Consider the following 26,635-nt stretch of genomic DNA (forward strand, 5'->3'; position numbering starts at 1 on the left):
CGGACTATTAACTAAATTCAGGTTCACTTTTATGGACCTGACTAGCTTGATAGAAGGTAAGTCAGTAACCGCTAGTTTAGTTAAGGCAGGCATATGACAGACGCTAACACGCAAGGCGCTGGGCAAGCAGCTCAGGCTTCAAATGGGCAAGGATTAGCGAACCAAGCAGAGATTGAATCTGTAGTGGGTCGCATACTCGTTGAACTCAAAGATATCCCCGGTCCTCTTTTACCTATATTGCATGAAGTGCAGCATCAATTAGGCTATGTGCCTGATAGCTCGTTGCCAATCATAGGTAAAGCATTAAATATCTCTCGTGCAGAAGTGCATGGTGTGGTGACCTTCTATCATCATTTTAGTAGCAAGCCTCGTGGTCGTCATATTATCGAAGTATGCCGCGCAGAATCTTGCCAATCTATGGGCGGTCGTGACCTTGAAGCTCACGCTAAATCAGCCCTAGGTCTTGATTGGTATCAAACCACCATGGATAAAGAAATTACCCTAGAGCCTGTTTTTTGCCTAGGTAATTGCGCCTGTTCACCGGCGATTCGTGTGGGTGATGAAGTGTACGGTCGTATGGATGCAGAGCAATTTGATGAAATTGTTGATGAGCTTCGCACTGTGCCTTTGGCGTTTAGCGCGAACCCAGCGGAGGTAAAATAATATGACGGCGATTGTAAAAGTCTTTATCCCCCGTGATTCTGCTGCCCTGTCTGTTGGTGCAGAACGTGTTAGTAAAAAATTAACTCAGTTAGCAGCCGAGCAAGATACGGTTGTTGATTTGGTACGTAATGGTTCTCGTGGCCTTTTCTGGTTAGAACCAATGGTCGAAGTAGACACCCCAGAAGGACGTGTTGCTTATGGCCCAGTTGCACCTAAAGATTTGCCTAGTCTGATCGAAGCGGGTCTTTTGAATAATGCCTCTCCAAGTGATCGTCAAGCGCACCCTTTGTACTTAGGTTTAACGGAAGAGATTGAATATCTGAAAAAGCAGCAGCGTCTGACTTTTGCCCGTGCCGGCATTATCGACCCTGTAAGCCTGACTGACTATAAGAGTACTCATGGCTATGACGGTTTAGTACGTGCGTTAGATATGAGCTCGCAAGCTCTAGTCGACGAAGTAAAAGACTCTGGTCTTCGTGGCCGTGGTGGTGCCGCTTTCCCAACAGGCATCAAATGGCAAACCGTATTAAATACACCAGCAGCGCAAAAATACATTATTTGTAATGCGGACGAAGGTGACTCAGGTACCTTTGCTGACCGTTTGCAAATGGAAGCTGACCCTTTTGCCTTAATCGAAGGCATGACGATCGCAGGTCTTGCGGTTGAAGCGACTCAAGGTTACATCTACCTACGTGAAGAATACCCTCACGCAAAAGATATTTTGAACGAAGCGATTCAAGTGGCAGAGCAAAATGGCTACCTTGGCGAAAACATTCTCGACAGTGGTAAAACCTTCCACCTAGAAGTGCGCATTGGTGCCAAGGCTTATATCTGCGGTGAAGAAACGGCCTTGATGGAAAGCTTAGAAGGTAAGCGCGGCATGGTTCGACCTAAGCCACCACTACCTGCTATTGAAGGTTTGTTTGGACAACCTACCGTTGTAAACAACGTTTTATCTTTATCGACCATTGCCATTATTTTGGCTAAAGGCGGTAAGTTCTACCAAGAGTTTGGGATGGGGCGCTCTCGTGGCACCATGCCTTTCCAGCTAGCAGGTAACCTGAAATACCCAGGGCTTGTTGAGACGGCTTTTGGTATCACAATGAAAGAGCTTTTATTTGATTTTGGTGGGGGTACTCGTTCTGGCAGACCTATGCGCTCTGTTCAGTCTGGTGGTCCATTAGGGGCTTATCTGCCTGAATCTCAATGGCATCTAGAAATGGATTATGAAGCCTTATCTGCCGAAGGCGCTGTATTAGGTCACGGTGGTTTAGTGGCCTTTGATGACACAGTCGACATGTTAGAACAAGCACGTTTCTCTATGGAGTTCTGTGTTGAAGAATCATGTGGTAAGTGTACGCCTTGTCGTATTGGTTCGACCCGTGGAGTCGAAGTAATCGACCGTATTCGTGCCGATGAAAACCGAGATGACAACTTAGAGCTGTTAGAAGACTTATGCGACACCATGGTGTCTGGCTCTTTATGTGCCATGGGTGGTATGACTCCTTTCCCTGTACAAAGTGCGCTTGAGCATTTTGGCGAAGACTTCCAAAAACCATCAAACAATCAAGAGGCAGGCCAATAATATGTTACATTTTTTTGATCCAAGAACTGACCTTGATAGCGAGATTGATTACGGTACGCCGCCGGCGACCTTCGATCCAACGCCAGACGCTGAGCTTATCAGCCTGAGTATTGATGGTAATGAAGTGCGTGTACCTGAAGGCACCTCTGTTATGCATGCTGCCGCTATGGCAGGTATTAATATTCCTAAGCTTTGTGCGACTGATTCCTTAGAAGCCTTTGGTTCTTGTCGTATTTGTTTGGTACAAATTGAAGGTCGTCGTGGCTTTCCTGCTTCTTGTACCACACCGGCAGAAGCTGGCATGGAAGTTAAAACACAAAACGATAAAATCGGTAAATTACGCCGCAATGTGATGGAGCTTTATATCTCTGATCACCCGTTGGATTGTTTGACCTGTCCTGCTAATGGCGACTGTGAACTACAAGATATGGCTGGTGCGGTTGGCTTGCGTAATGTCCGTTACACAGGGCAAAGCGCGATTCCAAGCCATACTCACTTAGATGAGAAGAAAGATACGTCTAACCCTTATTTCACCTTCGATGCGAGCAAATGTATTGTTTGTAATCGCTGTGTGCGTGCCTGTGAAGAAACGCAAGGCACATTTGCCTTAACCATTTCTTCTCGTGGTTTTGAATCGAAAGTATCTCCGGGTCAAGATGATGCCTTTATGGATTCTGACTGTGTTTCTTGTGGTGCCTGTGTGCAAGCCTGCCCAACGGCAACCTTGATGGAAACCTCGATTATCGATAAAGGACAGCCAGAGCATTCTGTTATTACTACTTGTGCTTATTGTGGTGTAGGTTGTGCCTTCAAGGCTGACATGAAAGGTGACGAAGTCATTCGTATGACACCTTGGAAAGGCGGTAAAGCCAACCGTGGTCACTCTTGCGTGAAAGGTCGATTTGCCTTTGGTTATGCCACTCACCAAGACAGAATTACCTCACCTATGGTTCGTGACTCGATTGATCAGCCATGGCGTAAAGTGTCTTTTGAAGAGGCATTTGATTTTGCTGCGACTCGCATTAAAGGCATTCAAGAGAAGTACGGCCGCAACTCAGTAGGCGGTATTACCTCATCTCGTTGTACCAATGAAGAAACCTATTTGGTTCAAAAACTGGTTCGAGCTGCCTTCGGTAACAACAATGTGGATACCTGTGCCCGTGTTTGTCACTCACCAACTGGCTTTGGCTTGAAAACCACCCTTGGTGAATCGGCAGGTACACAGACATTTGATTCGGTTGAAAAAACAGATGTCATCATGGTGATTGGTGCTAACCCAACCGATGCTCACCCAGTATTCGGTTCACGTATGAAAAAACGTATCCGTGAAGGGGCTAAGCTGATTGTGGTTGATCCACGTAGCATCGACTTGGTAAATGGCCCTCATGTGAATGCGGATTACCATTTGCAGCTAATGCCGGGTACCAACGTGGCATTTGTGAATGCTATGGCTCACGTTATCGTTAACGAAGGGCTAGAAGCCGCTGACTTTATTGCAGAACGTTGTGAAACAGAAGCTTTCCATGAGTGGAAAAACTTCATCGCAGATGAGCGTCACTCACCTGAAAACACAGAACAATTTACCGGTATTCCAGCAGCCTATATTCGCGGAGCAGCACGTCTTTATGCTACCGGTGGCAATGGCTCTATCTACTATGGTCTAGGTGTGACCGAGCACAGCCAAGGTTCATCTACCGTAATGGGGATTGCTAACCTTGCCATGCTAACAGGTAACGTTGGCCGTGATGGTGTGGGTGTTAATCCGCTACGTGGTCAGAACAATGTACAGGGTTCGTGCGACATGGGATCTTTCCCGCATGAGCTACCTGGCTATCGTCATATTTCTGGACAAGCGGTACGTGATCTTTTCGAAGATGCTTGGAAAGTGAAGCTGGATCCAGAGCCGGGTTACCGTATCACCAACATGTTAGATGCCGCAGTAGAAGGCAGCTATAAAGGTTTGTATGTTCAGGGTGAGGATATTGCGCAGTCTGATCCAAACACAAAACACGTTGAAGCCGCTTTACGTAATATGGAATGTTTGATTGTTCAGGATATCTTCTTGAACGAGACTGCTAAGTTTGCTCATGTCTTCTTACCGGGTACCAGTTTCCTTGAGAAGAATGGTACTTTCACCAATGCTGAACGTCGTATTTCGCCAGTACGTAAAGTGATGCCACCTATGCCGGGTCTTGAAGATTGGCAAGTCACCTTGGGCCTTTCTAAAGCTTTAGGTTATGAAATGCATTATGAGCATCCTTCTGAAATTATGGCGGAAATTGCAGCGCTGACACCGACTTTCTCTAACGTGACTTACGAGCGTTTGGATGAAGAAGGGTCGCTACAATGGCCATGTAATGATGAGACACCAGATGGTACGCCTATCATGCACGTGGATGGTTTTGTTCGCGGTAAAGGTTTCTTTGCATTGACTGAATATGTGCCAACAGAAGAGAAGGTGACACGTCGCTTCCCACTCTTGTTGACCACAGGTCGTATCTTGTCTCAATACAATGTAGGGGCGCAGACTCGTCGTACCGAGAACTCATCTTGGCATGGTGAAGATACCTTAGAAATCCATCCTCAGGATGCAGAAGACAGAGGTATTAATACAGGAGATTTGGTCTCTCTTGCCAGTCGTGCCGGCGATACTCATCTAAGAGCGCTTGTTTCTGATCGTATGCAGCCAGGTGTGGTTTATACCACTTTCCACCACCCAGAAACGGGTGCGAACGTGATAACCACAGATAACTCAGACTGGGCGACTAACTGTCCTGAGTACAAGGTAACCGCGGTACAAGTGGATAAATTGATTAGTGAGACAGCAAACTCAGAATGGCAAAACCAATTTGCTGAGTTTACTGAGCAGCAAATCGCCTTTATTGATAAATAAGTTTAGGTGACATGTGATGAAGGGCTTATGTCCTAAGGGCTATGTCTTAAGGGCTTACACCTTTGGGACTTACACCTTTAAGTGAAGTCCTTCATACTTCTCACTTATTCACTAGAAAAGAGGCGAACCCGTTTTGCAAGCAAATCAGTCCGACAATTTATCAGAGCAGCTAGTTGTACAAGCGACTCATGAAGAAAGTGTGATAGTGCGTAACCCAGAGGGTGAACTCGCACAAAGTGATTGGATTGCGGAAGAAGTGGCGGTGGCACTGGTGTATAACGGCATTAGCCATGCGGTGATGATGCTAACACCTCAGGATCTAGCTGACTTTGCAATGGGTTTTAGCTTGACCGAAGGCATTCTGACTTCAACAAAACAGTTGCGTAGTCTAGAGCTGGTGGAATCTGAGTTAGGCATTGAAGTGCGTATGGAGATAGCGACCGAGGCTTTTGTGAATCTAAAACAAAGGCGCAGGCAGCTAAGTGGTCGTACCGGTTGCGGTATCTGTGGTTTAGAGTCATTAACCGCAGTGCAACCTGATGTTGCCATACGAGATGCGCACCCTATGCCAAGTTATCAGCTAATTGAAAAAGCCGCGGCTAAGTTAAAAGGGTCGCAGCAGATTCAATCCCAATGTGGTGCTGTACATGCAGCGGCCTTATTTGATGATAATGCTGAGCTGGTTTCTATTCGAGAAGATGTGGGAAGGCACAATGCCCTTGATAAGTTGTTAGGTGCGATTGCTCTAAATAAGCAAGAGGATAAATTGGCGGGTTTTGTGTTGGTATCAAGTCGAGCCAGCTTTGAAATGGTTTCTAAGGCCGCTAAATGTGGTATTCACACCTTGGTGGCAGTCTCTGCGCCAACCAAGATGGCCATTACTTTAGCGAAACAAGCCAATATGAATTTGATTGGTTTTGTGAGACCCCAAAGACAAGTCGTATATGTGCAAGCGGTTGATGCCTAAGGCGTGACCATGAAACAGAGGATTTAACATGAGTGAAAATGAATTAAGCCATCTAATTAAAATGGCGAACCAAATTGCCTCAAACATAGGTATAGGTTCAACCGAAGAAGATTGTGTGAAAAAGGTAGTTACCCATATCACCGCCTTTTGGGCTTTACCTATGCGCCAAAAAATTTGCGCTAATATGGAAGAGTTTGCAGAAGATTTAAACCCGATTGCCACGAAAGCCTTGCTTGAAATTCAAGCTAATTTAAAAGCGGCTTGATTACTGGTTTATCCCGAATTTTTCATTAGGGTGAACTCCCCTAGATAGCTGATAAAACCAATGCAAAGCTTAAATAGCTCTGCATTGGTTTAGAATAACTCATGCTAAATAATAGGAAACCTACGATTAAGCTACGTCCCTTGTTATCAAACTAGTTGCTTTTATCCACCCACTGAAACGGGAGGGTTTATCCACAGCCCCTCTAGTAATAATCTGCCTGAAGCATGTGATTATCTGCAGAAAGGTTAGCCGATTTAAGTGCCTGTTCTACTGATATAGTGCCATTTAATGCACCTGAAACCATTTGTCCTGTGATTGTTCCTATATCTTGAAATTCAGGTATGGCTGCAAACTGAACCCCAACATAAGGAGAAGGCTTAAGGGTACTATCAACAGGGTTCGCTGAATTGATTGCTTTTAGCTCATCTTGAGCAAAAGCTGAGGCCTTTAAAAAATGTGGGTTTTGATAGGTACTGATTCGAGTCCCTGTTGGGATAGATGCCCAACCTTTTGTTTTTCCAACTAGCGCTATATATTCTTTTGAAGTTGCCCAACGAATAAAAGTTTGAGCTGCTTTAGCATTCTGCGTTGCGCTAGGTATTGCAAGAGACCAGGCCCAAAGCCAATTTGCTCCTTTATCCGTCACTTGAATAGGGGATTGGGCAAAACCCACTTTATCAAACACCTTACTCTTCGACGGATCTGTAACAAAAGAAGCCGCAATGGTGGCATCAATAAGAATGCCACATTTACCTTGGCTAAACAGAGCTAGGTTTTCATTGTAGCTATTGTTGCTAGCATCTGGTGGGCCATATTTGTTTAGCAGTTCTACATAAAAACTGACGGCGTTTTGCCATTCATTTGTTTCAAGTTGAGGTTTCCAGCTTTCATCAAACCAACGTGCTCCAAATGAGTTAGCCATCGTTGTTATGAATGCCATGTTATCTCCCCAGCCAGCCTTACCGCGTAAGCACATGCCATATACTCCTGAGTCGGGGTTATGGATAGCTGCAGCAACATTTCTTATGTGTTCCCATGAGTCACGATCATTAATTTCTACACCCGCTTTTTCTACAAGGTCTTTACGGTAAATCACCATTGAGCTCTCACCATAAAATGGGGCGGCATAGAGAGTGTCCTTATATGAGAGACCTTCGCGAATAGAGGGAATAATATCTTCTACATCATAGTTGCCACTTGTATCAATTGGCTGTATCCAGTTTTTTTCTCCCCAAATAGGTGCTTCATACATACCAATGCTAATCACATCATAGAAGCCATGTTTATCGGTGACATCTAGAGTAATGTGTTCACGCAATTTACCTTCTTCAACGGTAATCCATTTTACTTTTATGTCTGGGTTCGCTTTTTCAAATACGGGTGTGAGTTCTTGCATCATCATCATGTGGCTGTTATTAACTGTCGCAATTGTGATAGTGGACTGAGCATAACTAGTTGATGTAGTTAGTGTTAGAATTATTAAAGATGAATAATAATAAACTTTATTAATCAAATTTTTCATAATCTTTCCTCCCAATTAGATCTGCTGGCTCTAATTGTTTAATTTATGCTTACTTATCTTTATTGATTAAAGTTAACTATAGGTGATGGAATAGGGGAGGATCTGATTAAAGCGTCTTATTTTGTAAGCGCCAGTGTTGATAAGAAATTATAAAGACGGCTAATTTTTGAGACGTCTAAGCCTTGTATCTAGTCCAATAACTAGTCATATCTACACATTCAATAAAAAAACTAAATGGATCTTAGTGATGAAGATACTTTTTAATAAAGCAGTAGCTATCAATATCGAACAAGCCTTTTCACATACCAAACACCTTGATGGACGAACACCTATAAACTCTGATCATAATGATGGTAACAGTGCCTATGGATTCTTATCTGATTTTGGCAATGGCGGCATGTTTATTGCCAATTATACTGGGTTGAGTGAGTGGGAAAGGCACGCTAATGGGGATGAAATGGTGCAAGTTATCGAAGGCGAAACGAGCTTAGTTCTGCTGATTGATAACGAAGAAGTCCCAAATAAAATAAAGGCGGGTGAGTTACTTATCGTGCCACAAGGTGTATGGCATAGGTTTGAATCTCCAAAAGGAGTGAAAGTACTTACCATAACCCCCCAGCCGACGGACCATCAGATAGAAAGGCCATCTGATTGAAAGCCAATAGATTAAGTCTGCTCTTCCTAGCTCTTTTATCCTTTAAGCAAGTTTGAATAAAAACTTTCTATGTTGAGCTAAGTAAACTTTTTTTAGCAAATACTGATACGCATCTGTTGGCTTTGCCTGATTTGATTGACTCAGAACGCCTTTGTTTTAACACTCTGTTATTGTGTTTAATCATAAAGAATAGGAGAGTGTTTTCATGTATTTAGGCTTGGATCTTGGTACCTCTGGTTTAAAAGGTGTTGTGATTAATTCCCATGGCGAATTAGTGGCAATGAGCGCTAAGAGCCTTGAAGTTAACTCTCCTAGTCCGCTGTGGTCTGAGCAAGAACCGTTATCTTGGTGGCAAGCTGTAAAAGAGGTTGTCGCCAGTTTACACTTGATTTTAGATACCCAAGGCGAAGATTTTAGCCAGTTAAAAGGGATTGGTTTGTCAGGGCAGATGCATGGTGCGACTTTTTTAGATAAAGAAGGCGAAGTGCTAAGGCCTTGTATTCTCTGGAATGATGGCCGTAGTCAGAAAGAGTGCCAAGACTTAATAAGCTTGTGTCCTAATCTATTAAACTTGAGTGGTAATTTGGCCATGTCAGGTTTCACATCACCCAAAGCCTTATGGTTAAAGCGACATGAGCCAGCGTTTTTCGCAAAGGTGCAATATGTTTTACTGCCTAAGGATTATTTGTCTTATCGTTTAACAGGACAACTTGCTACTGATTGCTCGGATGCAGCCGGTACCCTCTGGCTTAACCCTGCCACTCGCCAATGGGATGCCTCTCTTTTAGCCGCTACAGATTTTACTCTCGATAATATGCCTAAGGTGCATGAAGCTTGTGATGTAATTGGGTGTTTGTCGGATGATGTGGCGGCCTTATTGTCCTTGCCACAAGTGCCTGTGGTGGCTGGTGCTGGCGATAATGCCGCTGGTGCTGTGGGAATGGGGGTGGTAAATACTGGCCAAGGCTTAATTTCTCTAGGGACTTCTGGCGTATATTTTAGTGTGAGCGATCAACACAGAGCTAACCCTGAAAAGACCGTGCATGCTTTTTGTCACGCTCTGCCTAATCGTTGGCATCAAATGGGGGTGACATTAAGTGCAGCCAACTCCTTATCCTGGGTCGCTAAACTAGCTAATAAGCCAGTTGCAGACTTATTAGCTGCACTAGAGAGTTTTATTGAAAAGCGTGGGCATCTGAGGACTAAACTGGTGTTTCTTCCTTATTTAAATGGAGAGCGTACACCTCATAATAACCCTTTAATGACGGGGCAATTTATTGGCTTGGTTAATGATACTTCTATTGAAGAAATGACTTTAGCCGTGTTAGAAGGGGTTGCCTTTTCTCTCTTGGATTGTCAGCAGGCGTTAGCTAACGACGCTGGCCCTAAACAAGAGTTGTCTTTAATTGGCGGTGGTGCTCGTTCTCCCTTTTGGCGTCAGATCTTATCGAATGTGTTAGATCAAAATTTGGTTTATCGGGATGGAGGTGAAGTGGCGCCCGGGTTAGGGGCGGCTCGACTAGCCATGATAGGTGTGAGATATGAAAAAGCACTTTATGATGTGTCAGATGCTAAAGTACCTAATGATGTTCTAGAGAACCTGATAGCAGAAATTTGCGTCATGCCAGAGGTATTAGACGAACACCAACCTCAAGCTGAACTGGCTGAGTATTATTTGAAAAAACATGAGGTTTATAGCCAGCTTGCTAAGGCGAGTTTGGTATTTAATCAAAGCCTTACTGAGCTCGCTTGAGTTCAGTAAGCGCTTTTAGCAAGACTTATCTAGTAAGGCGTTTCTACTAAGGCGTTTCTACTAAGAGGTTTCTACTAAGAAGTTTCTAGTAAGACATTTCTAGTAGGGTATTGCTTCATCATGATTATGACTTTGGCTACGAAAATCCCTTGGAGTGACGCCTTTGAGCTCATGGAAACGACGATTAAAGTTAGCCACACTGTTAAAGCCCACTAAGAAGCAAATGTTGGTGATTTGCTGGTCTGTATCACTTAATAAGCTGCAAGCACGACTAATGCGAACTCGATTTACAAACTCGATAAAACGGTTTCCCGTGGCTTTTTTGAAGAAACGAGAGAAGTGGCTATCAGACATGCCTATCAGACTTGCCGCATCTGACAGACAGATATCTTTATTATAATTTTGCGAGACGTAATCTACGACGGTATTGATTTTACGTTGCAGGCTTTCATTGGACTTTAAGTCAATTTGTACAGTGGAAAGCAAGCGATAATCATGGGTAGAGGCAAGCTTGCTTAACAGAGGAAGGGCATTAATAAGGCGTTGTAAACCTTGGCTGTCGCGTACTTTTTCAAAGGTTTCTTTGAGGTAGTCAGGGTCAAAGTTTAAAAACTCTATGCCAGATTTTGCTCTTGCGAGCATAGGTAAAATCTCAGCCAGCTCTGGGATGATTTTTAAACCATTAGAGAAGGATTCGTGATCAAAACGTATCACCATATCTCTTAATTTAACTGGGTCTTGGTCGTTTTGACAAACCCAGTTATGGGGCAATCTTGGGCCGGTGAGAATGAGTTGGCCAGGAGTGTAAGTGCCTATGTAATCGCCAATAAATACCTTGCCCGTGGTGGACACAATAAAATGCAGCTCGTAATCATCGTGGGCATGCCAACGTATCAGGTCACAAGGAAAACCATGTTCAAGATAACGTATGGTTTCAACATGCTCTTCAATTAATTCAAGCTCTGGTGTATTTCGGTTTTTCATAGACATCTTACTTTCCTATTAGGCTCGTATTCTAAATAGAAGTGCGCCACCTAATTTTCTGAGTGTAGCTATTTGGTTTGTATATTAACTCATCACATTGCCGCCATCGACATTGTAGGTCTGAGCGGTAATGTATCTGGCACCTTCTGAGGCTAAAAAGAGTGCTAAAGAGGCTATCTCTGCAGGCTTCCCCATATAACCTAAGGGGACAGCCTTACCAACAGCAATTTTCTTTTCTCCAGGTGCGAGGTTTTCGTGTTTGGCAAATAGACTATCCACATGCTCCCACATAGGGGTATCTATCACGCCAGGTGAAATAGCATTCACATTGATTTTATACTGAGCTAATCCAAGCGCTGCCGATTGGGTATAACTGATCACAGCGGCTTTCGTTGCACAATAATGGGAAACAAGGGCTTCACCACGGCGACCTGCCTGAGAAGCCATATTGATAATGCGACCTTCTATGCCCATATCGACCATCTTCTGCGCAACCTTTTGCAGGGTAAAGAAGAAGGCTTTAACGTTGATATCAAAAAGGCGATCAAAGCTTTCTTCATCGGACTCAAGTATTGGTGCTAAATCAAATACAGCCGCATTGTTTACCAAAATATCCAGTCGATCGAATTGCTCGACAGTGCTTTGGATTAACCTATCTACTCCTTGGCTGTCACAAATATCACAGCCAATATAAAGGGCTTTATTAGGGTAATCTGCGAGTAGTCCTACTAAGGCGTCTGGCGTGTCTTTTTGATAATCAGTAAGCACCACTTTTGCGCCGTTAGCCAAATAGGTTTGTGCAATGGCAAGTCCTATGCCGCCCGCTGAACCTGTAATCAAAGCCACCTTATTTTCTAAGTTTTGATTATCTAATGTCATATGAATTCCTTAAATTTAACCTTTGCTTCTAGGCTGAAAAACGTAGCTGAATTTGCTTAATTGAGCGACTCAAACGAGAAACAAAATCAGGGTAGGCTTCTGGTAGGTCTTGCCAGAGGTAGGTATCTGTTGCAAAGGCATGAATGCCTTTTTCGTCATTAGTAAAAGCAGCAAGCTTATCCATGTTTGGCTCGTGATAGTTAACTTGCAACTTGCCTTGGGCGGTTTGATGGATAAAAACAAACCAGCTCGCAATAGCATCAATGGTTTTATTGGGAATGCCGCCTAATTGATAGATGCCAGCAAGGGTCGGGTACACAAAAATCGGAAACTTGGCATAACCGTCTGTACAGATACGCTCTACCGTATCGCCAATATTGGTGTTACTAAAACGCAGAGCAATGACCTTGGCATAAGAAGAAAGATCGACCACAGACTGGCCTATGGCAGGAATCGCATCTTGCTTAATAAAGTCAGAGAAATAGACTTTTAACTCAATGTCCATCATGGCTTGGTCAAAGTAATCTAAATCTTTAAGGGCTGCTTGATAAGCAACACAGGTATGCCCAGCATTTAAAATACGTATTTTGGCTTCTTCAAAAGGCGTAACATCTTCAACTAGCTGCACATCGACTTTATGTAAAGGCGGTCTTTCGCCTGCAAAGTCATCTTCTACAACCCATTGGATAAAGTCTTCAGCCATGACAGTCATGTTATCTTCAATGTTGAAGCGTGACTGCACATCCTTTTGATGCTCTATGCTAGGTTTTGGCGTAATTCTATCAACCATAGAGGATGGAAAAGAGCAGTTCTCTAGTACCCAAGCATGTAGAGATTCGTCTTGCTTCGCTTTTAAAAATTGTAATAGACCTGTTTTTAAAAGTTTGCCGTTATGACGCAAATTATCACAGCAAAGTAGGGTGATCTTGCTGCCAGATGTTTCGCTACGCTTTTTTAAACCCGCATATAAAAAGGCATAAAGCGTATTACGACCTGAGCTCAAATCATCCTTGATAAGAGGATGGTCTTGCATCAATTGGTTATTTTCATCTAGATAATAGCCACCTTCGGTCACTGTGGTCGTGATTAGCTGGATCTGCTCATCTGCCATGAGATGATCCACTGTTTCAGGTTCGATTGCGCCATCAACTAACTGAGTAATCGCACGGATGTGCTCGTATAAGGCTTGGCCTTTTGGACTCATTGTTTTAAGCACATATTCACCGTTTTGCTCACTTAGTTGAGCAAAACCTTGGCTATCCTGCGGACGTATATTAACGCCAATCAAGCCCCAGTTTTTTCCTTCTGGCTGGGCAAGTAAGCGGTCAAAGTATACGGCTTGGTGAGCACGGTGGAAGGCTCCCACTCCCAGGTGCATAACACCTGGGGAGATTGCATCCTTCTCATAGTTTTGCACTAGCAGTTGATCTGCTCCGCGCGTTGGGGCGAGCATGTTAGGCATGGCTGACATCCTCGGCTAACTTGGAGATAACACGGTCACTTTCGTTAAATAAAATAACTTCATCAAGATCAAGTTTAATCTGCACTAATTGCCCGTCTTGAATATTACTGCGAGCAGGGGCTTTGACTATGATGGTTTGTTGGTTATCTAGCTGAATGTGGGTATATGCTTCTGAGCCTAGGTGTTCGACTAGCTCTATTTTACCGCTAATGTCGCCGCCTTCTGGTACCAAGTGCATGTGTTCAGGGCGAATACCTAGCTTGATAGAGCCAGGCACTGGGCCATTGATGCGACTGTTCGGGAAATTGATCTGGCCTACGCCAATATCAAGGGATAAGTTTTCGTTTTGACGTGTTACATCAAACACATCAAGTAAGTTCATTTTTGGTGTGCCGATAAACTCAGCCACAAAGCGGCTATTTGGCTGGCGATAAAGCTCTAGCGGTGTGCCGACTTGTTCAATTTGACCTGCATTTAGAATGACAACTCTATCGGCTAGGGTCATAGCTTCAACCTGATCATGGGTAACATAAATCATGGTTGTACCTAATTTTTTATGAAGACGAGCAAGCTCTAAACGCATCTGTACCCTAAGGGCTGCATCTAGGTTAGAGAGTGGTTCATCGAATAAGAAAACTTTTGGCTGGCGCACGATTGCACGACCGATTGCGACCCTTTGACGTTGACCACCAGAAAGCTCTTTAGGTTTACGATCCAGCAATGGATCAAGCTGCAGAGAGGCTGACACACTGCGTACTTTCTCTGCAATTTCACTGTCAGGTACTTTCGCAAGGCGCAGGGCGAAAGAAAGGTTATCCGCCACCGTCATATGTGGGTAAAGCGCATAAGACTGAAACACCATCGCCAAATCACGCTTAGAAGAGGCAAGCTCTGTGATGTCTCTATTATCTAGATTAATACTGCCTTCTGAGCTGGATTCTAAACCCGCTATGGTTCTTAGTAGCGTCGATTTACCACAGCCTGATGGGCCAACGAAAACTACGAACTCGCCTTCGGTAATAGAAAGATTGATACCGCGAAGTGCGTGGTAGCTGTCGTAGTGTTTTTGCAATTCTGTAATGGTTAAGTAGCTCATGATATTTGTTCCTAAAAATTATTTTACAGCGCCGAATGTAAGGCCTTGAACAAGTTGTTTTTGGCAGAACCAACCGAATATAACGATCGGAGCGCAGGCTAAGGTAGAAGCGGCTGATAGCTTGGCCCAGAACAAGCCTTCAGGGCTTGAGTAAGAGGCAATCATGGCGGTAAGTGGCGCGGCTTCTGAGGCGGTTAAGTTAAGAGACCAAAAGGCTTCGTTCCAACACAAGATGATGGATAAAAGAGCCGTTGATGAAATACCGCCAATGGATAGAGGTAAGACAACTTTAACGATTTCATCCCACGGGCTGGCACCGTCCATTCGAGCGGCTTCTAGGATCTCTTTCGGTAGATCTTTAAAGTAGGAGAACAGCATCCAAATGATGATAGGTAGGTTCATCAGGGTAAAGATGATTACCAAGCCGGTACGTGAATCTAATAGGCCATAATCACGGCTTAAGATATAAATAGGGACTAATACACCGACTGCTGGAAGCATCTTGGTGGAAAGCATCCAGAGTAAAATATCTTTGGTTTTCTTCGTTGGGTTAAACGCCATAGCATAAGCGGCTGGTACACCAATAAGGAGCGCAATCAAGGTAGAACCAAAAGAGGTCACTACAGAATTAAGCGCATGCTTTAGATAGTCACTTCGCTCTTGCACTATGCCAAAGTTATCAAGGGTTGGCTCAAAGAAGAGTGAAGGCGGCACTGAGATTGCCTGTAATTCTGTTTTAAAGGAGGTGATAAACATCCAAAAAATAGGGAAAAACAGTAAGAGTGCAATCAGCCAAGCAAATGCACCTGTAACAAAGGTTTTAAATTTACGTTGTTGATTAAGAGTCATCATAATTACCTCACACCGTTAGGTTTTTGCCGACGGCACGAATTAAGAAAAAGGCAACGATATTGGCTAGAATCACGGCAAATAAACCACCGGCTGAAGCAACACCAACGTCATATTGAAGTAGGGCTTGGTTATAAATTAGATAAGCAAGGTTAGTACTGTCATAACCTGGGCCACCACCTGTGGAGACAAAAATCTCAGCAAAGATAGCCAACAAGAAGATGGTTTCTATCATGACAACAACGGCAATGGGTCTCGCTAAGTGAGGAATCGTAAGGTAGCGGAAAATATGCCAACCGTTAGCACCGTCCATTTGTGCCGCTTCTTTTTGTTCAGTATCTTGTGATTGAAGAGCGGTCACAAACACCAAAATTGCGAAGGGAAGCCATTGCCAACTCACCATAATAATGACTGACATGAGTGGGAAATCTGACAGCCAATCTATGGGCTCTAACCCTAAGGATTGGGATATCCAAGCAAATACCCCATACACTGGGTTCATCATCATATTCTTCCAGATCAAAGCGTTGACTGTTGGCATGATGAAGAAAGGCGAGATAAGCAGAACTCGAACAATACCTTGTCCAAAAAAAGGCTTATCAATTAGTGCTGAAAGGGCAACCCCAAGAACAACGGTAATGATGAGTACCGATATTAAGAGAATTAAGGTGTTAAGAACGGCAGGCATAAAGCCTGGGTCAGTGATGAAAAACTCAAAATTCATCCAACCAACAAAGTTATTTTGACCTGGGTAGAGCAGGTTAAAACGTATGGTTGAAAAATAGATGGTCATGGATAAAGGCACTATCATCCAAATCAAGAGGAGGATGACTGAGGGAGCCATTAATAAGCGAGTAATTGAACGCTTCATGAAGTTGTATCTCTTATTATAGGTTTGAAAGTCGTCTTATAACGGGTAATGCCTGACACTCTAGGAAAGAAGGTAAAGGCAGAGACGCTATGGTCCCTGCCTTTAGTTCTCTTTTGGTTAGTAGTAACCAGCTTGACGCATTTGACGATTAGCAGAAGAGTTAGCAGATTTCAGTGCTTGATCAACTGACATGCTGCCAGCTAAAGCTCCTGAAACCATTTGACCTGTGGTCGTTCCTATCGCTTGGAACTCAGGTATAGCAGCAAACTGAACGCCAACATAAGGTGAAGGTTTAAGCGTGCTATCAGCAGGGTTTGCAGAGTTGATTGCTTTTAGCTCGGCTTTCGCAAAGACAGCGGCTTCTTGGAATTTAGGGTTAGCATAAGTACTGCTACGTGTGCCTGTTGGTACCGCAGCCCAACCATTGGTTTCACCCACTAACTGGATATAGTCTTTTGAAGTAGCCCAACGGATAAAGGTTTGTGCCGCGTCTGCGTTTTTAGTCCCTGCTGGAATGGCAAGTGACCAAGCCCATAACCAGTTAGCGCCTTTATCTGTTGCTTGAATTGGTGATTGTGCAAAACCAACTTGATCAGCAACCGTACTCTGGCTTGGGTCTGTTACAAAAGAAGCTGCAATGGTGGCATCAATCCACATACCGCATTTACCTTGGTTGAAGAGCGCAAGGTTCTCGTTGAAGCTGTTGCTACTTGCTCCTGGTGGGCCGTATTTGGTTAGCAGGTCAACATAGAAGTTAACCGCATTTTTCCACTCTGCAGTTTCAAGTTGAGGCTTCCAATCTTCGTCAAACCAGCGTGCTCCAAAAGAGTTTGCCATAGTAGACAAAAAGGCCATGTTATCGCCCCAGCCCGCTTTGCCACGTAAGCACATGCCATAAACTCCTTCGCCAGGATTATGAACGGCAGCAGCAACATCACGGATATGTTCCCAACTATCACGGTCGTTAATTTCCATACCAGCCGCTTTAACTAGGTCTTTACGGTACATCACCATAGAGCTCTCGCCATAGAAAGGCGCTGCATACAAGGTGTTGTTATAAGATAGGCCACCACGAATAGAAGGAATAATATCTTCAACATCATAACTACCACTGGTGTCGATTGGCTCTAGCCAGTTTCTTTCACCCCAGATTGGTGCTTCGTACATGCCGATTGTCATGACATCATAAAGACCACTCTTATTAGCGATATCTTGAGTCACGTTCTGACGCAATACACCTTCTTCCAGAGTAACCCATTTCACTTTGATATCAGGGTGAGCTTGTTCGAAAATCGGAGTGAGTTTTTGCATTTCGATCATATGGCCATTGTTAACGGTAGCCACAGTGATTTCTGTTTGTGCGTATAGGTTTGCTGTGCTCATAGCTGCTGCCAAACTAACGGCGCATGTGAGCGACTTTTTAGCTAGGGTATTCATAGGTTGTTCCCCGGTTGGAGTATATTGTTTTTATAGTCTTACCTAACCTTGGTGCCTAATGACCAAGTGCCGTTAACTATAGATGAGCGAAAATTGACTCTCTAATACATAAATACTCAATATAGATACTTTTTTGCTTATGTTTGATTAATTGGCTAAAAAAATAGTCATAATCGTATTACTTTAAATTAACTTAATATCTCTATCGTCTTGTTTTATATTGGGTTTTAAAGTCGCTTTGGCTGAAAAATACACAAAGTAAAATTATCAAAAAGATATTAGTCAGGATGAGTTTTGTTCTACTTTGATTGAAAAATGACTAATAGCATGGATAAAACTGGTACGAATTTGCGTTGGTGAAGGTCGTACTAAGCTTTCCATGTTTGGGCGTTAGGGTTAACATTCGTTATAAATTTTTCTTATCAACTTTTATTAAATTATTCACAATCAATATTAGATTAAGGCGGTCCTCATGGCGGGTGGATTAATGGAACAGGCGTTTGTTTTCTTGGGGGCAGCGGTTGTGACTGTACCTATTGCGAAGCGCTTGGGGCTTGGTTCAGTTTTAGGTTATTTAATTGCCGGTGCCATTATTGGGCCTTATGCCTTGGGAATCGTCGCGGATGATGTGAATGATGTCATGCACTTCGCTGAATTCGGTGTGGTGATGATGCTCTTTCTAGTGGGGCTTGAACTACAGCCCTCGGTACTCTGGAAATTGAGAGTGCCCATAGTGGGCCTAGGTGGCGCGCAAGTTCTCTTAAGTACAGGCTTAATGACGCTTGTTGCTGTGGCATTTGGCTTACCTTGGCAGACGGCGCTTGTGGTTGGCATGATACTGTCATTATCTTCCACCGCGATTGTATTACAGCTGTTAAATGAAAACGGCTTGATGAAGTCTCAATTAGGTCAATCTTCGTTTGCAGTACTTCTTTTTCAAGATATTGCCGTGATACCTATGTTGGCACTTATGCCCTTATTAGCGTTGACCAGTCCTAGCGTGGTTGATGAGGCTAATCAGTTAAGTGGTTGGCAACATGCTGCCCAGCTTTTCGCTGTGATCGGGGCTATTATTCTGGCGGGTAAATATCTATTACGACCTTTGTTTCGCATTATTGCTGAAACTAAGATGCGTGAAATTTTCACCGCAACGGCTTTGTTCTTGGTAATAGGCATCGCATTATTAATGAATGCCATTGGTGTGTCCGCCGCTCTTGGTACCTTTATCGCCGGTGTAGTTTTAGCTGAAAGTGAATATAGACATGAGCTAGAGGCAGAAATCGCGCCTTTTAAAGGCTTGTTATTAGGGCTCTTCTTTATTTCAGTTGGCGCTAGTATTAACTTTTCTATCCTGATGGCTGAGCCTTTGCAAATCGGGGCTTTAGTGGTCTTACTTATGCTTTGTAAGATGCTGGTACTCTTCAGCTTGTCTCGAATTTTCAAGCTTAAAGGCGGAAATGGCTGGTACTTTACCTTCGCTTTATCTCAGGCGGGTGAGTTCTGCTTTGTGCTTTTCTCCTTTGCGGGCCAGCACCATATCTTAGGCAGCGACATAATAGACCCATTAGTTGTGGTGGTCGCACTCTCTATGGCAGCAACACCTATCTTAATGATATTGCAGGATAAAGTGATTGAACCCTTGTTTGTGAGAAAGGGCTGCAAGCAGCAAGAAGCCGATGAAATTGACGATGGTGATACACCTGTTATTTTAGCTGGCATGGGGCGTTTTGGTCAGATAGTTGCGCGTCTTTTAACTATGAAAGGCTATCAGGTCACAGTCTTAGAGCATGATGCTGGCCAAATAGAATTGTTGAGGTCTTTTGGTACCAAGGTCTTTTATGGCGATGCTTCTCGGGGGGATCTTTTGCATGCTGCTGGTGCTGATCATGCCAAGTTACTTGTGGTCGCTGTGGATGAACATGAGAAAGCCATGGAGATAGTGACTCATGCTAGAAAGCACTATCCGCATTTAAAAATTCTAGTTAGAGCAATCGGACGTTTGGAAGTGCATGACCTTAACGTTGCTGGGGCTAATATTATTGTTAGGGAGACCTTCCATTCAGCACTCAACCTTGGCGAACAAGCCCTCGAAGAGTTAGGTTTGTCTAAGCAAGAAGCTCAGAATAGTGCAGAAATATTTAAACAACATGATGAGCATAATGTGTTGGCGATGGGAAGTTTCCATGAAGACGAGAAAAAGTATCGCTCTCAAGCTCAAGAAAATTACGATGCATTGGCTGCCGTTTTACAGGCTGATGTAAACGATGAGGAGTTAGAGCAAGCTCCCATAGATACGAAAAAACCTGTTACTGACTAATTGCCGAATGTTAATAGGGCCTTTTTAGAAGGCTCTATTAATACAAAAAGATCAATAAAAAACTGAATTGAAAGATAGAACTTAAGACCATCTATGTCCTTTTTACCTCTGGTTTATCACGCCCATTATTCGATTCCTTTTCCTGCGGGGCATCGATTTCCCATGCAAAAGTTTGCTTTGTTAGAAGAGGAGTTAAGGCGAGTTGGTGTTTTAACGGATAAAAATCTGTTTAGCCCATCACCTTTGTCTCTCAATACATTAATGCGGGCCCATGATCCTGAATATGTACAGGGTTTTGTGCGTGGTAATTTGTCAGATAAAGCCATGCGAAAAATTGGGCTACCTTGGTCTGACTGGCTGGTGGAGCGGACACTAAGGGCCGTATCTGGCACCTTGTTGACGGTCGATTTAGCGCTTGAATATGGTATTGCGGCACATCTTGCTGGTGGTACTCACCATGCTCATAAGGACTATGGCACAGGTTTTTGTATTTTTAATGATCAAGCCGTGGCTGCGATTCATTTGGTTGAGTCAGGAAAAGCGAAGAAAGTATTAGTACTGGATTGTGATGTTCACCAAGGTGATGGCACTGCTGCTATGTGTGCTTCATATGATGCAATTGAAACCGCTTCTTGGCATTGTGAAGAAAATTACCCAGCAATTAAGCAAGAAGCTGGGATTAATATTCAAATACCAAAGGGCGCTGAAGATGCTGAGTATCTGGCTATTTTAAAAGCCGATATTCCTAGGTTGTTAGACGAAATTAGCCCAGACTTTGTCTTTTATGATGCCGGTGTTGATGTCCATAAAGATGATAGGCTAGGTTTTTTAAATTTAACCGATGAAGGTATTTGGCAAAGAGATCAATATGTTATTGATGAATGCCAAAAACGAAATATTGCAATAGCTTGTGTGATTGGTGGTGGCTACGATAAAGATCAAACTAAAGTGGCTTGGCGTCACAGTATCTTGCATAAAGCCGCTAACGCCTTGATCAAAGAAAATGACATGCTTTGATTGAAGGCTTATCTGAGCTTTTTCTTATTCTTTAGGTGGTTCTTTAGCTGATAAGTTCGAGATTATGAGCTTAATTCAGGCTGTATCCTTGTTCATTATTTGACTTGTTATTCAGCTATTCAGTTACTCGTGGTTCTTTTGTTCATGTTTACACTCATACATCTTGTTATCGGCCTGCTGGATATAGCTTTCAATCGAGCTAGGTAAGAGGCTATTACATTCAATTAAGCCGTAAGAGAAACCCACTTCGTATTCCAGCTCTTGCGATGAGACCACGCTTTTAAGGTGGTGCGATAGCTTTTCTATCATTTCATCTGCCGAATTAAGGTCTGAGTTAAATAAGAGGGCAATAAACTCATCTCCCCCGATTCGTGCCAAAAGGTCAAAATTTCTGAAACTAGACTTCATCACACTGGCAAACAACTGTAATGCGTTATCTCCTTCGCTATGTCCGTATACATCATTGATATGTTTAAACTTGTTTAAATCAAAATAGACTAAGGTTGCTGGCATGTTTTGCTTTTTATTGAAGTTTAAATAGTGATTAGCAACGAGAGTAAAGCCACGGCGATTAGATAGGTTAGTGAGTTCATCCATGGTTGAAAGTTGAATTGCACAGAGTTCTTGCTCAACCGTATAGGCAAGATCCGATAGGGCCGTTAAGTCTTCTTCGGTAAGCTTTTTAGGCTTTTTATCTATGATGCAAAGTGTGCCGATTTTTTCGCCGTTAGCAGCGGTTAATGGGTGCCCTGCATAGAAGCGAATATTTGGGTCACCTGTGACTAATGGGTTATCGTTAAAGCGTGTGTCTTCAAGGGCATCTTTTATATAAAAAGTACTGTTTCCCAAAATGGCATGGCCACAAAATGAGATATCTCTAGGAGTTTCTGAGGCAGATAAACCATCGCTTGATTTGAACCATTGTCGGTTTTCATCAACCAAACTCACCAAGGCAATAGGGACATTAAACAACCTTTTTGCCATTCTGGTGACTCTATCAAAGCGTTCCTCTGGTAAGGTATCTAGAATATTCAGCGCTTTGAGAGTTTCCAGCCGTTTTTCTTCAGTATTTGGTAATTCAGGTTTTTTCATAAATTAGTCCATTATGAATTTATTGGTGTTTAGCTTGTTACTGTCTTTTAGTTAGCTGCTTTTTTCTGTGCCTATTTTTGAACCTTCTTCAATTATTAGACTAAGATTTAAGTGTAGTTACTTATTTAGGACTGGCTAATTTTCACAAATAAAATTTAGTAATAGGACAAACTTGCTAGATAGATATCTATCTGTTCAAATATGAAACAGGTTCAGTGATTTTTAGGGGAGGGGTTATGCAGGTCGATAAACCCATGGGTGCTTATCAAACAAGTTTGGCTGGTATACAGAAAGCCGAACAACAAATGTCGAATGCGGCAAGGGATGTGGCTGCCTCTAGCGCGACTAGTCCTGATACTGAACGCCCGATCCAAGCATCTCAAGATCTAAACCAATCTCTGATTAAACAACAGGAAGCTAAGCTGCAATTTGAAGCGTCTGCTAAAGTCCTAGAAGCCAGTAATGGAACCCTAGGTAGCTTGATAGATATTAAAGTTTAATAAAGCCTCACTTCACAGTACGATTTTTTGATCATCCTATAGTACGTCTCCTCTATTGCTAGGCTAGTTTTTGCCCTTCATTTTATTGCTGCCATTTTTATGCGTTTTGATACATTGGCATTTATTTTGATTTTCGCATTTTGTGTCACAAAATAGACGAACTATGAAACTCGGTATACTCTTAAACTCCAGCAAATAAAAATCTGTTTAGTGCTCCCATGCAAAAACTCTTCTTAAGTATCACCTTCCTATTCATTGCTTTCGTTCTTTGGGTCATCTTTATGGCGAATACAGGGCAAGATATTTGGCTTTTTGAACTGACTCGTAAAGTTCCCTTTGGTGACAAGCTAGGGCACTTTTTAGTTTTTGGTAGCTTAACTCTAATGGCTAACCTTGCAACACGTGGCAAGCAGATGCGTTTTAAGCTTGGTTCAATTTATTGGGGGAGTCTTTCGGTATTAATCTTTGTGACACTCGAAGAATTAAGCCAATACTTTGTTGCGACCCGTACCTTGGACTTATTGGACTACCTTGCGAACTTGTTAGGTATTTTATGCTTTACTGGCTTGAGTCGAGAGCTTATGCGTAAAACCCTATTTCGCAATAGGGTCATCAATTAGGACAAGGCTTCTTACTACTAACCTACTACTTAACGGATTTGCGTTAATCTGTGGGTGACAAGCTTTTTAAACGGTAATGCTTTATTACCCAGTCTGATACCAACTTTCCTCACTACTTTCGCCCAAGGTTTTTTGTTGGTGTAGAGGGCAACTATGGCATTGGTTGCATCGTAAAGCGGCTTGCTTAATAGCTTATGACGGGCTTCATATTCATGTAATAGTCGCTTAGAGGCTATGTTTCTGCCTTTCTTGTGCGCCTTGATAACGAGCTGGGCGAGAGTGTCTGCTGAACGTAAACCTAAATTGAAACCATGGGCGGTCACTGGGTGCATGCCTACAGCAGCATCGCCAATGAGAGCAAAGTTTTGGCCGATAAAGCGGTCAGACATCACTCCAACCAGAGGATAAGCAATTGGCTGGCTGATAAGTGTCATCTTGCCTAACCTGTGATTCAACATGGATTCAGCCTCAGCACAAAAGGCCATATCATCTAAGGCGAGTAAGCGCTCTGATTCGCTGGCGTTGACGGTAATCACAATGGAGGATGTATTTTCTGCAAGGGGTAAAATGGCACAGGTTTTATCATACTGAAAGCATTCTTGGGCGGTGTTATTGTGGCTGCTTTCGTGTTTCATATTGCACACTAACATAACCTTTCCATAATCTTTCATTTTAGCGCTTAAGCCCATCATGCGGCGTGTTTCAGAAAAGCGACTGTCAGAAGATACTAAGAGTTTGCATTCGATCAGAACATCGTCAGATTCAATTAAACAAGTGTCTTGATTAGTATGGAGTTTTTTTACCTTTTGTTCACAGACTAAGCTGATATAGGGTTGTGCTTTAACTTGGTTATATAGCGCTTGTCGGATTTGATAATTAGCGATCAAGTAACCAAGTGGGGCGTTTGGGTCATCCGATCGATCAAACTGTAAGATAGATGCAGATTCATTTGTTAAGGTGTTCAAATCGCCATTAATAACCTTAGCCTCTTTAATTTGGTGTATGGCATCAGTCGGAAATGTTTGCCAAACACCTAATTCAGACAAGATGGTTTTAGATAAATGTGTCAGGGCAATATCTCGACCATCGAATTGAGGCTGGGCAATACTCTCTATTGATTGCTTGTCTATTAAGGCAACTTCTAGGCCTGATTGGGCAAGGTTTAGCGCAAAACTTAATCCGGTTGGCCCTGCACCGATTATGGCAATATCTAGCTTTTTCTTGTCCATTACTTACCTCTATATCAATAAAACGTTTTAGACGCAGGCTATCAGTTTGTACCCTTTTAAGGCTGATATAAGTCATGTGGTGAGTTTAAAAATGAGAATCTAGCTTAGATTTAAAGGGGCTTGGCCCTATGTTAAGCTTTCTCAAATTAATCAATAAAAAGAGTACGTATGGATTGGATGCTAGGGGCTTTTTTTGTGATGGCCTTGTTTGCCGCCATACTATCCACATTAGCTGGTTTTGGTTCAGCCTTGATCTTGATTAGCGCGACCTCTCTTATGTTCGATATAAAATGGGGCATAGCGTTAACTAGCTTCTTTTATTTTTATAACACCTCCTTAAAAACCTACTATTTAAAGTCCTATATCAACTGGCCACTGGTATTTAAGCTAAGTCTCTTTTCTGTTCCAGGTGTGTTGATTGGCGCCTATTCTTTGTTATTTTTAGATGCGAATTGGCTTGTATTTATACTCGCAGCTATGTCTTTGCTTTACTTAGTAATTGATCTATTTCGTCTTATGCCAAATTACAAGGTGAGTGATAATGTCTTAATTCTTACGGGTTTTATCTATGGTCTTGTTTCGGGAGCTGTGGGTTCTGGTAGCCTCATAAAAGCCTTGGTTTTTAAACAGCTAGCATTGAAAAAAGAAACTTTTGTTGCCTCTATGGCCGCCAGTGCCTTGCCATTAAATATCATTAAGATAAGCATTTTTACTTGGGCATCTTTAGTTGCATTTGAGGATATGTCCTATCTTATTGTCCTTTTGTTAGCCAGTTACCTAGGGACTCATATTGGCAAATATTATTTATCAAAATTGAAACAGAAATGGTTTGATCATCTTGTTAGACTTATCTTACTGATGTTATCTATCAGCTTAATTTTTAAGGCAATATCAAATTAACTAAAAGGGATTAGTAATGACACTAGCGCAATGGATTATTCGTTTAAATGCTTTATTTTTTAGTCTTTACGGTTTGTTGTTTTTCTTTGTGCCGGAAACACTTTTATTTTGGGTAACAGGCTCAGCTGCGAATACCACTTCAGCCATGATTGATACTCGGGCAACTTATGGTGGTATGAGTTTGGCGATTGGGTTATTACTTTTCTATTTCTCAATGAAACTGGTTTATGAGAAATTAGGCTTAGTATTCGTCATCTTAATTATGGGGAATATGGCTTTTGGTCGTAGTTTAGGTATTTTACTTGATGGTAACCCGAACCCAGTTATGTGGCTGTTTTTAGTCGGAGAGTTAGTTACCTTAATTATTAGTGCTGTCTTACTCACTAGAGGGCAGGTTAAGTCCCAATTAACTTAACGACAATTTTATGTAAGTGATTGAAATATATAGAGTGTCACCTTGGTGTCATGCTGGTGTCGTTCTGAATCTTTGGGTCTGTTGTTAAAATTTATTCTTATTATTTTAAGGGATGGCTATGGGTGTTAAACAGTTAAGGTTGGATAAAGGCTGGTCTCAAGAAGAGCTGTCACAACTGTCTGGTTTAAGTGTGCGTACTATTCAGCGTATTGAACAAGGCAATAAGGCAGGGTTGGAAAGTCTGAAATCCCTTGCTGCAGTCTTTGAGTTACAGGTATCTGACCTACATAAGATTGAACCTAATCTAATGGCTAGCTCCAAAACCGAAAAGCAGGAGACGGATAATATGAATGAAGAAAGCAGCAATAATGGGAAGGAGTCCGCGGAAAAAGCCGCTGTCATTGCTCAGGTGAAGCGTATTAAAGCTTTTAATAAAAACCTGCTTAGCTATGCAGGTGTCATCTTACTTTTATTGGTGATTAACCTGCTAACTAGTCCAGACTATTTTTGGGTAGTTTGGCCTGCGCTAGGTTGGGGAATCGCTTTATTGATTCAGGGGTTAAGTGCGCACGAGGTTGTGAATGTATTTGGCTCTGATTGGGAAAAGAAACAAATTGAAAAGCGTTTAGGTAAAAATCAGGACTAACTGGATTGGAAGAGGTTT

The 26,635-nt window shown here is 42.7% G+C and carries 24 protein-coding genes; 14 read left to right on the top strand and 10 right to left on the bottom strand.

The annotated features are described in order from the left end of the window. The first annotated feature begins 93 nt into the window (after window positions 1-93). The 5 genes from TW85_RS06435 (at window position 94) to TW85_RS06455 (ending at window position 6,373) form a co-directional block, all read left to right on the top strand. Window positions 94-663: a formate dehydrogenase subunit gamma gene (locus tag TW85_RS06435; protein ID WP_009833650.1), complete on the top strand. Its 570-nt coding sequence runs from the start codon at window positions 94-96 to the stop codon at window positions 661-663. Window position 664: 1 nt separating this feature from the next. Continuing rightward, on the top strand, window positions 665-2,248 hold the full coding sequence (locus TW85_RS06440; RefSeq protein ID WP_046016257.1) for a formate dehydrogenase beta subunit: 1,584 nt from the start codon (window positions 665-667) through the stop codon (window positions 2,246-2,248). Window position 2,249: 1 nt separating this feature from the next. Further along, complete coding sequence (gene fdhF, locus TW85_RS06445) at window positions 2,250-5,141, top strand: formate dehydrogenase subunit alpha (RefSeq protein ID WP_046016258.1); 2,892 nt, start codon at window positions 2,250-2,252, stop codon at window positions 5,139-5,141. 133 nt (window positions 5,142-5,274) lie between these two features. Beyond that, window positions 5,275-6,108: a formate dehydrogenase accessory sulfurtransferase FdhD gene (gene fdhD, locus TW85_RS06450; protein WP_052701952.1), complete on the top strand. Its 834-nt coding sequence runs from the start codon at window positions 5,275-5,277 to the stop codon at window positions 6,106-6,108. Between the two features lie 28 nt (window positions 6,109-6,136). Continuing rightward, on the top strand, window positions 6,137-6,373 hold the full coding sequence (locus tag TW85_RS06455; RefSeq protein ID WP_046016259.1) for a formate dehydrogenase subunit delta: 237 nt from the start codon (window positions 6,137-6,139) through the stop codon (window positions 6,371-6,373). Window positions 6,374-6,575: 202 nt separating this feature from the next. Here TW85_RS06455 and TW85_RS06460 read toward each other — a convergent pair whose 3' ends face one another. After that, window positions 6,576-7,895, bottom strand: a complete 1,320-nt coding sequence (locus tag TW85_RS06460) for a sugar ABC transporter substrate-binding protein (RefSeq protein ID WP_052701953.1) — start codon at window positions 7,893-7,895, stop codon at window positions 6,576-6,578. A 247-nt stretch (window positions 7,896-8,142) separates the two neighbouring features. Between TW85_RS06460 and TW85_RS06465 the strand changes: the two genes are divergently transcribed. Together TW85_RS06465 and xylB are read left to right on the top strand one after the other, a co-directional pair. Further along, window positions 8,143-8,550 carry a cupin domain-containing protein gene (locus TW85_RS06465; protein ID WP_046016260.1) on the top strand — a complete coding sequence of 136 codons (408 nt, stop codon included), beginning with the start codon at window positions 8,143-8,145 and terminating at the stop codon, window positions 8,548-8,550. Window positions 8,551-8,755: 205 nt separating this feature from the next. After that, window positions 8,756-10,303 carry a xylulokinase gene (gene xylB / locus TW85_RS06470; RefSeq protein WP_046016261.1) on the top strand — a complete coding sequence of 516 codons (1,548 nt, stop codon included), beginning with the start codon at window positions 8,756-8,758 and terminating at the stop codon, window positions 10,301-10,303. A gap of 99 nt (window positions 10,304-10,402) precedes the next feature. Here xylB and TW85_RS06475 read toward each other — a convergent pair whose 3' ends face one another. The 7 genes from TW85_RS06475 to TW85_RS06505 all read right to left on the bottom strand — a co-directional run bounded on the left by TW85_RS06475 (window position 10,403) and on the right by TW85_RS06505 (window position 17,881). Further along, complete coding sequence (locus TW85_RS06475; protein ID WP_238326174.1) at window positions 10,403-11,293, bottom strand: AraC family transcriptional regulator; 891 nt, start codon at window positions 11,291-11,293, stop codon at window positions 10,403-10,405. Between the two features lie 78 nt (window positions 11,294-11,371). Then, a complete protein-coding gene (locus TW85_RS06480) occupies window positions 11,372-12,166 on the bottom strand; it encodes an L-iditol 2-dehydrogenase (protein WP_046016262.1) in 795 nt (264 codons plus the stop codon). Window positions 12,167-12,194: 28 nt separating this feature from the next. Then, window positions 12,195-13,628, bottom strand: coding sequence for a mannitol dehydrogenase family protein (locus TW85_RS06485; protein ID WP_046016263.1), 1,434 nt, complete (start codon window positions 13,626-13,628; stop codon window positions 12,195-12,197). Continuing rightward, complete coding sequence (gene ugpC / locus TW85_RS06490; RefSeq protein WP_046016264.1) at window positions 13,621-14,724, bottom strand: sn-glycerol-3-phosphate ABC transporter ATP-binding protein UgpC; 1,104 nt, start codon at window positions 14,722-14,724, stop codon at window positions 13,621-13,623. Before ugpC ends, TW85_RS06485 begins: the two co-directional genes overlap by 8 nt. A gap of 18 nt (window positions 14,725-14,742) precedes the next feature. Then, on the bottom strand, window positions 14,743-15,573 hold the full coding sequence (locus TW85_RS06495) for a carbohydrate ABC transporter permease (protein ID WP_157196903.1): 831 nt from the start codon (window positions 15,571-15,573) through the stop codon (window positions 14,743-14,745). Between the two features lie 10 nt (window positions 15,574-15,583). Beyond that, window positions 15,584-16,444: a sugar ABC transporter permease gene (locus tag TW85_RS06500; protein WP_046016266.1), complete on the bottom strand. Its 861-nt coding sequence runs from the start codon at window positions 16,442-16,444 to the stop codon at window positions 15,584-15,586. A 117-nt stretch (window positions 16,445-16,561) separates the two neighbouring features. Then, entirely contained in the window at window positions 16,562-17,881 is a 1,320-nt protein-coding gene (locus tag TW85_RS06505) for a sugar ABC transporter substrate-binding protein (RefSeq protein WP_046016267.1), read from the bottom strand. Window positions 17,882-18,353: 472 nt separating this feature from the next. On the opposite strand from TW85_RS06505, the gene TW85_RS06510 reads away from it, so the two are divergent. Next, a complete protein-coding gene (locus TW85_RS06510) occupies window positions 18,354-20,198 on the top strand; it encodes a monovalent cation:proton antiporter-2 (CPA2) family protein (protein ID WP_046016268.1) in 1,845 nt (614 codons plus the stop codon). 93 nt (window positions 20,199-20,291) lie between these two features. Continuing rightward, complete coding sequence (locus TW85_RS06515; protein WP_046016269.1) at window positions 20,292-21,215, top strand: histone deacetylase; 924 nt, start codon at window positions 20,292-20,294, stop codon at window positions 21,213-21,215. 123 nt (window positions 21,216-21,338) lie between these two features. Here TW85_RS06515 and TW85_RS06520 read toward each other — a convergent pair whose 3' ends face one another. Next, window positions 21,339-22,307, bottom strand: coding sequence for a sensor domain-containing diguanylate cyclase (locus TW85_RS06520; RefSeq protein ID WP_046016270.1), 969 nt, complete (start codon window positions 22,305-22,307; stop codon window positions 21,339-21,341). A gap of 236 nt (window positions 22,308-22,543) precedes the next feature. On the opposite strand from TW85_RS06520, the gene TW85_RS06525 reads away from it, so the two are divergent. Together TW85_RS06525 and TW85_RS06530 are read left to right on the top strand one after the other, a co-directional pair. Continuing rightward, window positions 22,544-22,807, top strand: coding sequence for a hypothetical protein (locus tag TW85_RS06525; protein ID WP_046016271.1), 264 nt, complete (start codon window positions 22,544-22,546; stop codon window positions 22,805-22,807). A 218-nt stretch (window positions 22,808-23,025) separates the two neighbouring features. Further along, window positions 23,026-23,427, top strand: a complete 402-nt coding sequence (locus TW85_RS06530) for a VanZ family protein (RefSeq protein WP_046016272.1) — start codon at window positions 23,026-23,028, stop codon at window positions 23,425-23,427. 29 nt (window positions 23,428-23,456) lie between these two features. On the opposite strand, the gene ubiM is transcribed toward TW85_RS06530, so the two are convergent. Then, window positions 23,457-24,656, bottom strand: a complete 1,200-nt coding sequence (ubiM, locus tag TW85_RS06535) for a 5-demethoxyubiquinol-8 5-hydroxylase UbiM (protein ID WP_046016273.1) — start codon at window positions 24,654-24,656, stop codon at window positions 23,457-23,459. Between the two features lie 168 nt (window positions 24,657-24,824). On the opposite strand from ubiM, the gene TW85_RS06540 reads away from it, so the two are divergent. The 3 genes from TW85_RS06540 to TW85_RS06550 all read left to right on the top strand — a co-directional run bounded on the left by TW85_RS06540 (window position 24,825) and on the right by TW85_RS06550 (window position 26,617). Further along, window positions 24,825-25,556 carry a sulfite exporter TauE/SafE family protein gene (locus tag TW85_RS06540; RefSeq protein WP_046016274.1) on the top strand — a complete coding sequence of 244 codons (732 nt, stop codon included), beginning with the start codon at window positions 24,825-24,827 and terminating at the stop codon, window positions 25,554-25,556. 16 nt (window positions 25,557-25,572) lie between these two features. After that, complete coding sequence (locus tag TW85_RS06545) at window positions 25,573-25,971, top strand: DUF4345 domain-containing protein (protein ID WP_046016275.1); 399 nt, start codon at window positions 25,573-25,575, stop codon at window positions 25,969-25,971. Between the two features lie 118 nt (window positions 25,972-26,089). Next, a complete protein-coding gene (locus tag TW85_RS06550; protein ID WP_046016276.1) occupies window positions 26,090-26,617 on the top strand; it encodes a 2TM domain-containing protein in 528 nt (175 codons plus the stop codon). The last annotated feature ends 18 nt before the right edge of the window (window positions 26,618-26,635 follow it).

The organism is Marinomonas sp. S3726 (genome assembly GCF_000967665.1).
Lineage (GTDB): Bacteria > Pseudomonadota > Gammaproteobacteria > Pseudomonadales > Marinomonadaceae > Marinomonas.

Bases quoted from the DNA above. Each gene is read 5' to 3' on its own strand.
- TW85_RS06435 (WP_009833650.1), top strand. From the start codon at position 94: ATGACAGACGCTAACACGCAAGGCGCTGGGCAAGCAGCTCAGGCTTCA.
- TW85_RS06440 (WP_046016257.1), top strand. From the start codon at position 665: ATGACGGCGATTGTAAAAGTCTTTATCCCCCGTGATTCTGCTGCCCTG.
- fdhF (WP_046016258.1), top strand. From the start codon at position 2,250: ATGTTACATTTTTTTGATCCAAGAACTGACCTTGATAGCGAGATTGAT.
- TW85_RS06455 (WP_046016259.1), top strand. From the start codon at position 6,137: ATGAGTGAAAATGAATTAAGCCATCTAATTAAAATGGCGAACCAAATT.
- TW85_RS06460 (WP_052701953.1), bottom strand. From the start codon at position 7,895: ATGAAAAATTTGATTAATAAAGTTTATTATTATTCATCTTTAATAATT.
- TW85_RS06465 (WP_046016260.1), top strand. From the start codon at position 8,143: ATGAAGATACTTTTTAATAAAGCAGTAGCTATCAATATCGAACAAGCC.
- xylB (WP_046016261.1), top strand. From the start codon at position 8,756: ATGTATTTAGGCTTGGATCTTGGTACCTCTGGTTTAAAAGGTGTTGTG.
- TW85_RS06475 (WP_238326174.1), bottom strand. From the start codon at position 11,293: ATGTCTATGAAAAACCGAAATACACCAGAGCTTGAATTAATTGAAGAG.
- TW85_RS06480 (WP_046016262.1), bottom strand. From the start codon at position 12,166: ATGACATTAGATAATCAAAACTTAGAAAATAAGGTGGCTTTGATTACA.
- TW85_RS06485 (WP_046016263.1), bottom strand. From the start codon at position 13,628: ATGCCTAACATGCTCGCCCCAACGCGCGGAGCAGATCAACTGCTAGTG.
- ugpC (WP_046016264.1), bottom strand. From the start codon at position 14,724: ATGAGCTACTTAACCATTACAGAATTGCAAAAACACTACGACAGCTAC.
- TW85_RS06495 (WP_157196903.1), bottom strand. From the start codon at position 15,573: ATGACTCTTAATCAACAACGTAAATTTAAAACCTTTGTTACAGGTGCA.
- TW85_RS06500 (WP_046016266.1), bottom strand. From the start codon at position 16,444: ATGAAGCGTTCAATTACTCGCTTATTAATGGCTCCCTCAGTCATCCTC.
- TW85_RS06505 (WP_046016267.1), bottom strand. From the start codon at position 17,881: ATGAATACCCTAGCTAAAAAGTCGCTCACATGCGCCGTTAGTTTGGCA.
- TW85_RS06510 (WP_046016268.1), top strand. From the start codon at position 18,354: ATGGCGGGTGGATTAATGGAACAGGCGTTTGTTTTCTTGGGGGCAGCG.
- TW85_RS06515 (WP_046016269.1), top strand. From the start codon at position 20,292: ATGTCCTTTTTACCTCTGGTTTATCACGCCCATTATTCGATTCCTTTT.
- TW85_RS06520 (WP_046016270.1), bottom strand. From the start codon at position 22,307: ATGAAAAAACCTGAATTACCAAATACTGAAGAAAAACGGCTGGAAACT.
- TW85_RS06525 (WP_046016271.1), top strand. From the start codon at position 22,544: ATGCAGGTCGATAAACCCATGGGTGCTTATCAAACAAGTTTGGCTGGT.
- TW85_RS06530 (WP_046016272.1), top strand. From the start codon at position 23,026: ATGCAAAAACTCTTCTTAAGTATCACCTTCCTATTCATTGCTTTCGTT.
- ubiM (WP_046016273.1), bottom strand. From the start codon at position 24,656: ATGGACAAGAAAAAGCTAGATATTGCCATAATCGGTGCAGGGCCAACC.
- TW85_RS06540 (WP_046016274.1), top strand. From the start codon at position 24,825: ATGGATTGGATGCTAGGGGCTTTTTTTGTGATGGCCTTGTTTGCCGCC.
- TW85_RS06545 (WP_046016275.1), top strand. From the start codon at position 25,573: ATGACACTAGCGCAATGGATTATTCGTTTAAATGCTTTATTTTTTAGT.
- TW85_RS06550 (WP_046016276.1), top strand. From the start codon at position 26,090: ATGGGTGTTAAACAGTTAAGGTTGGATAAAGGCTGGTCTCAAGAAGAG.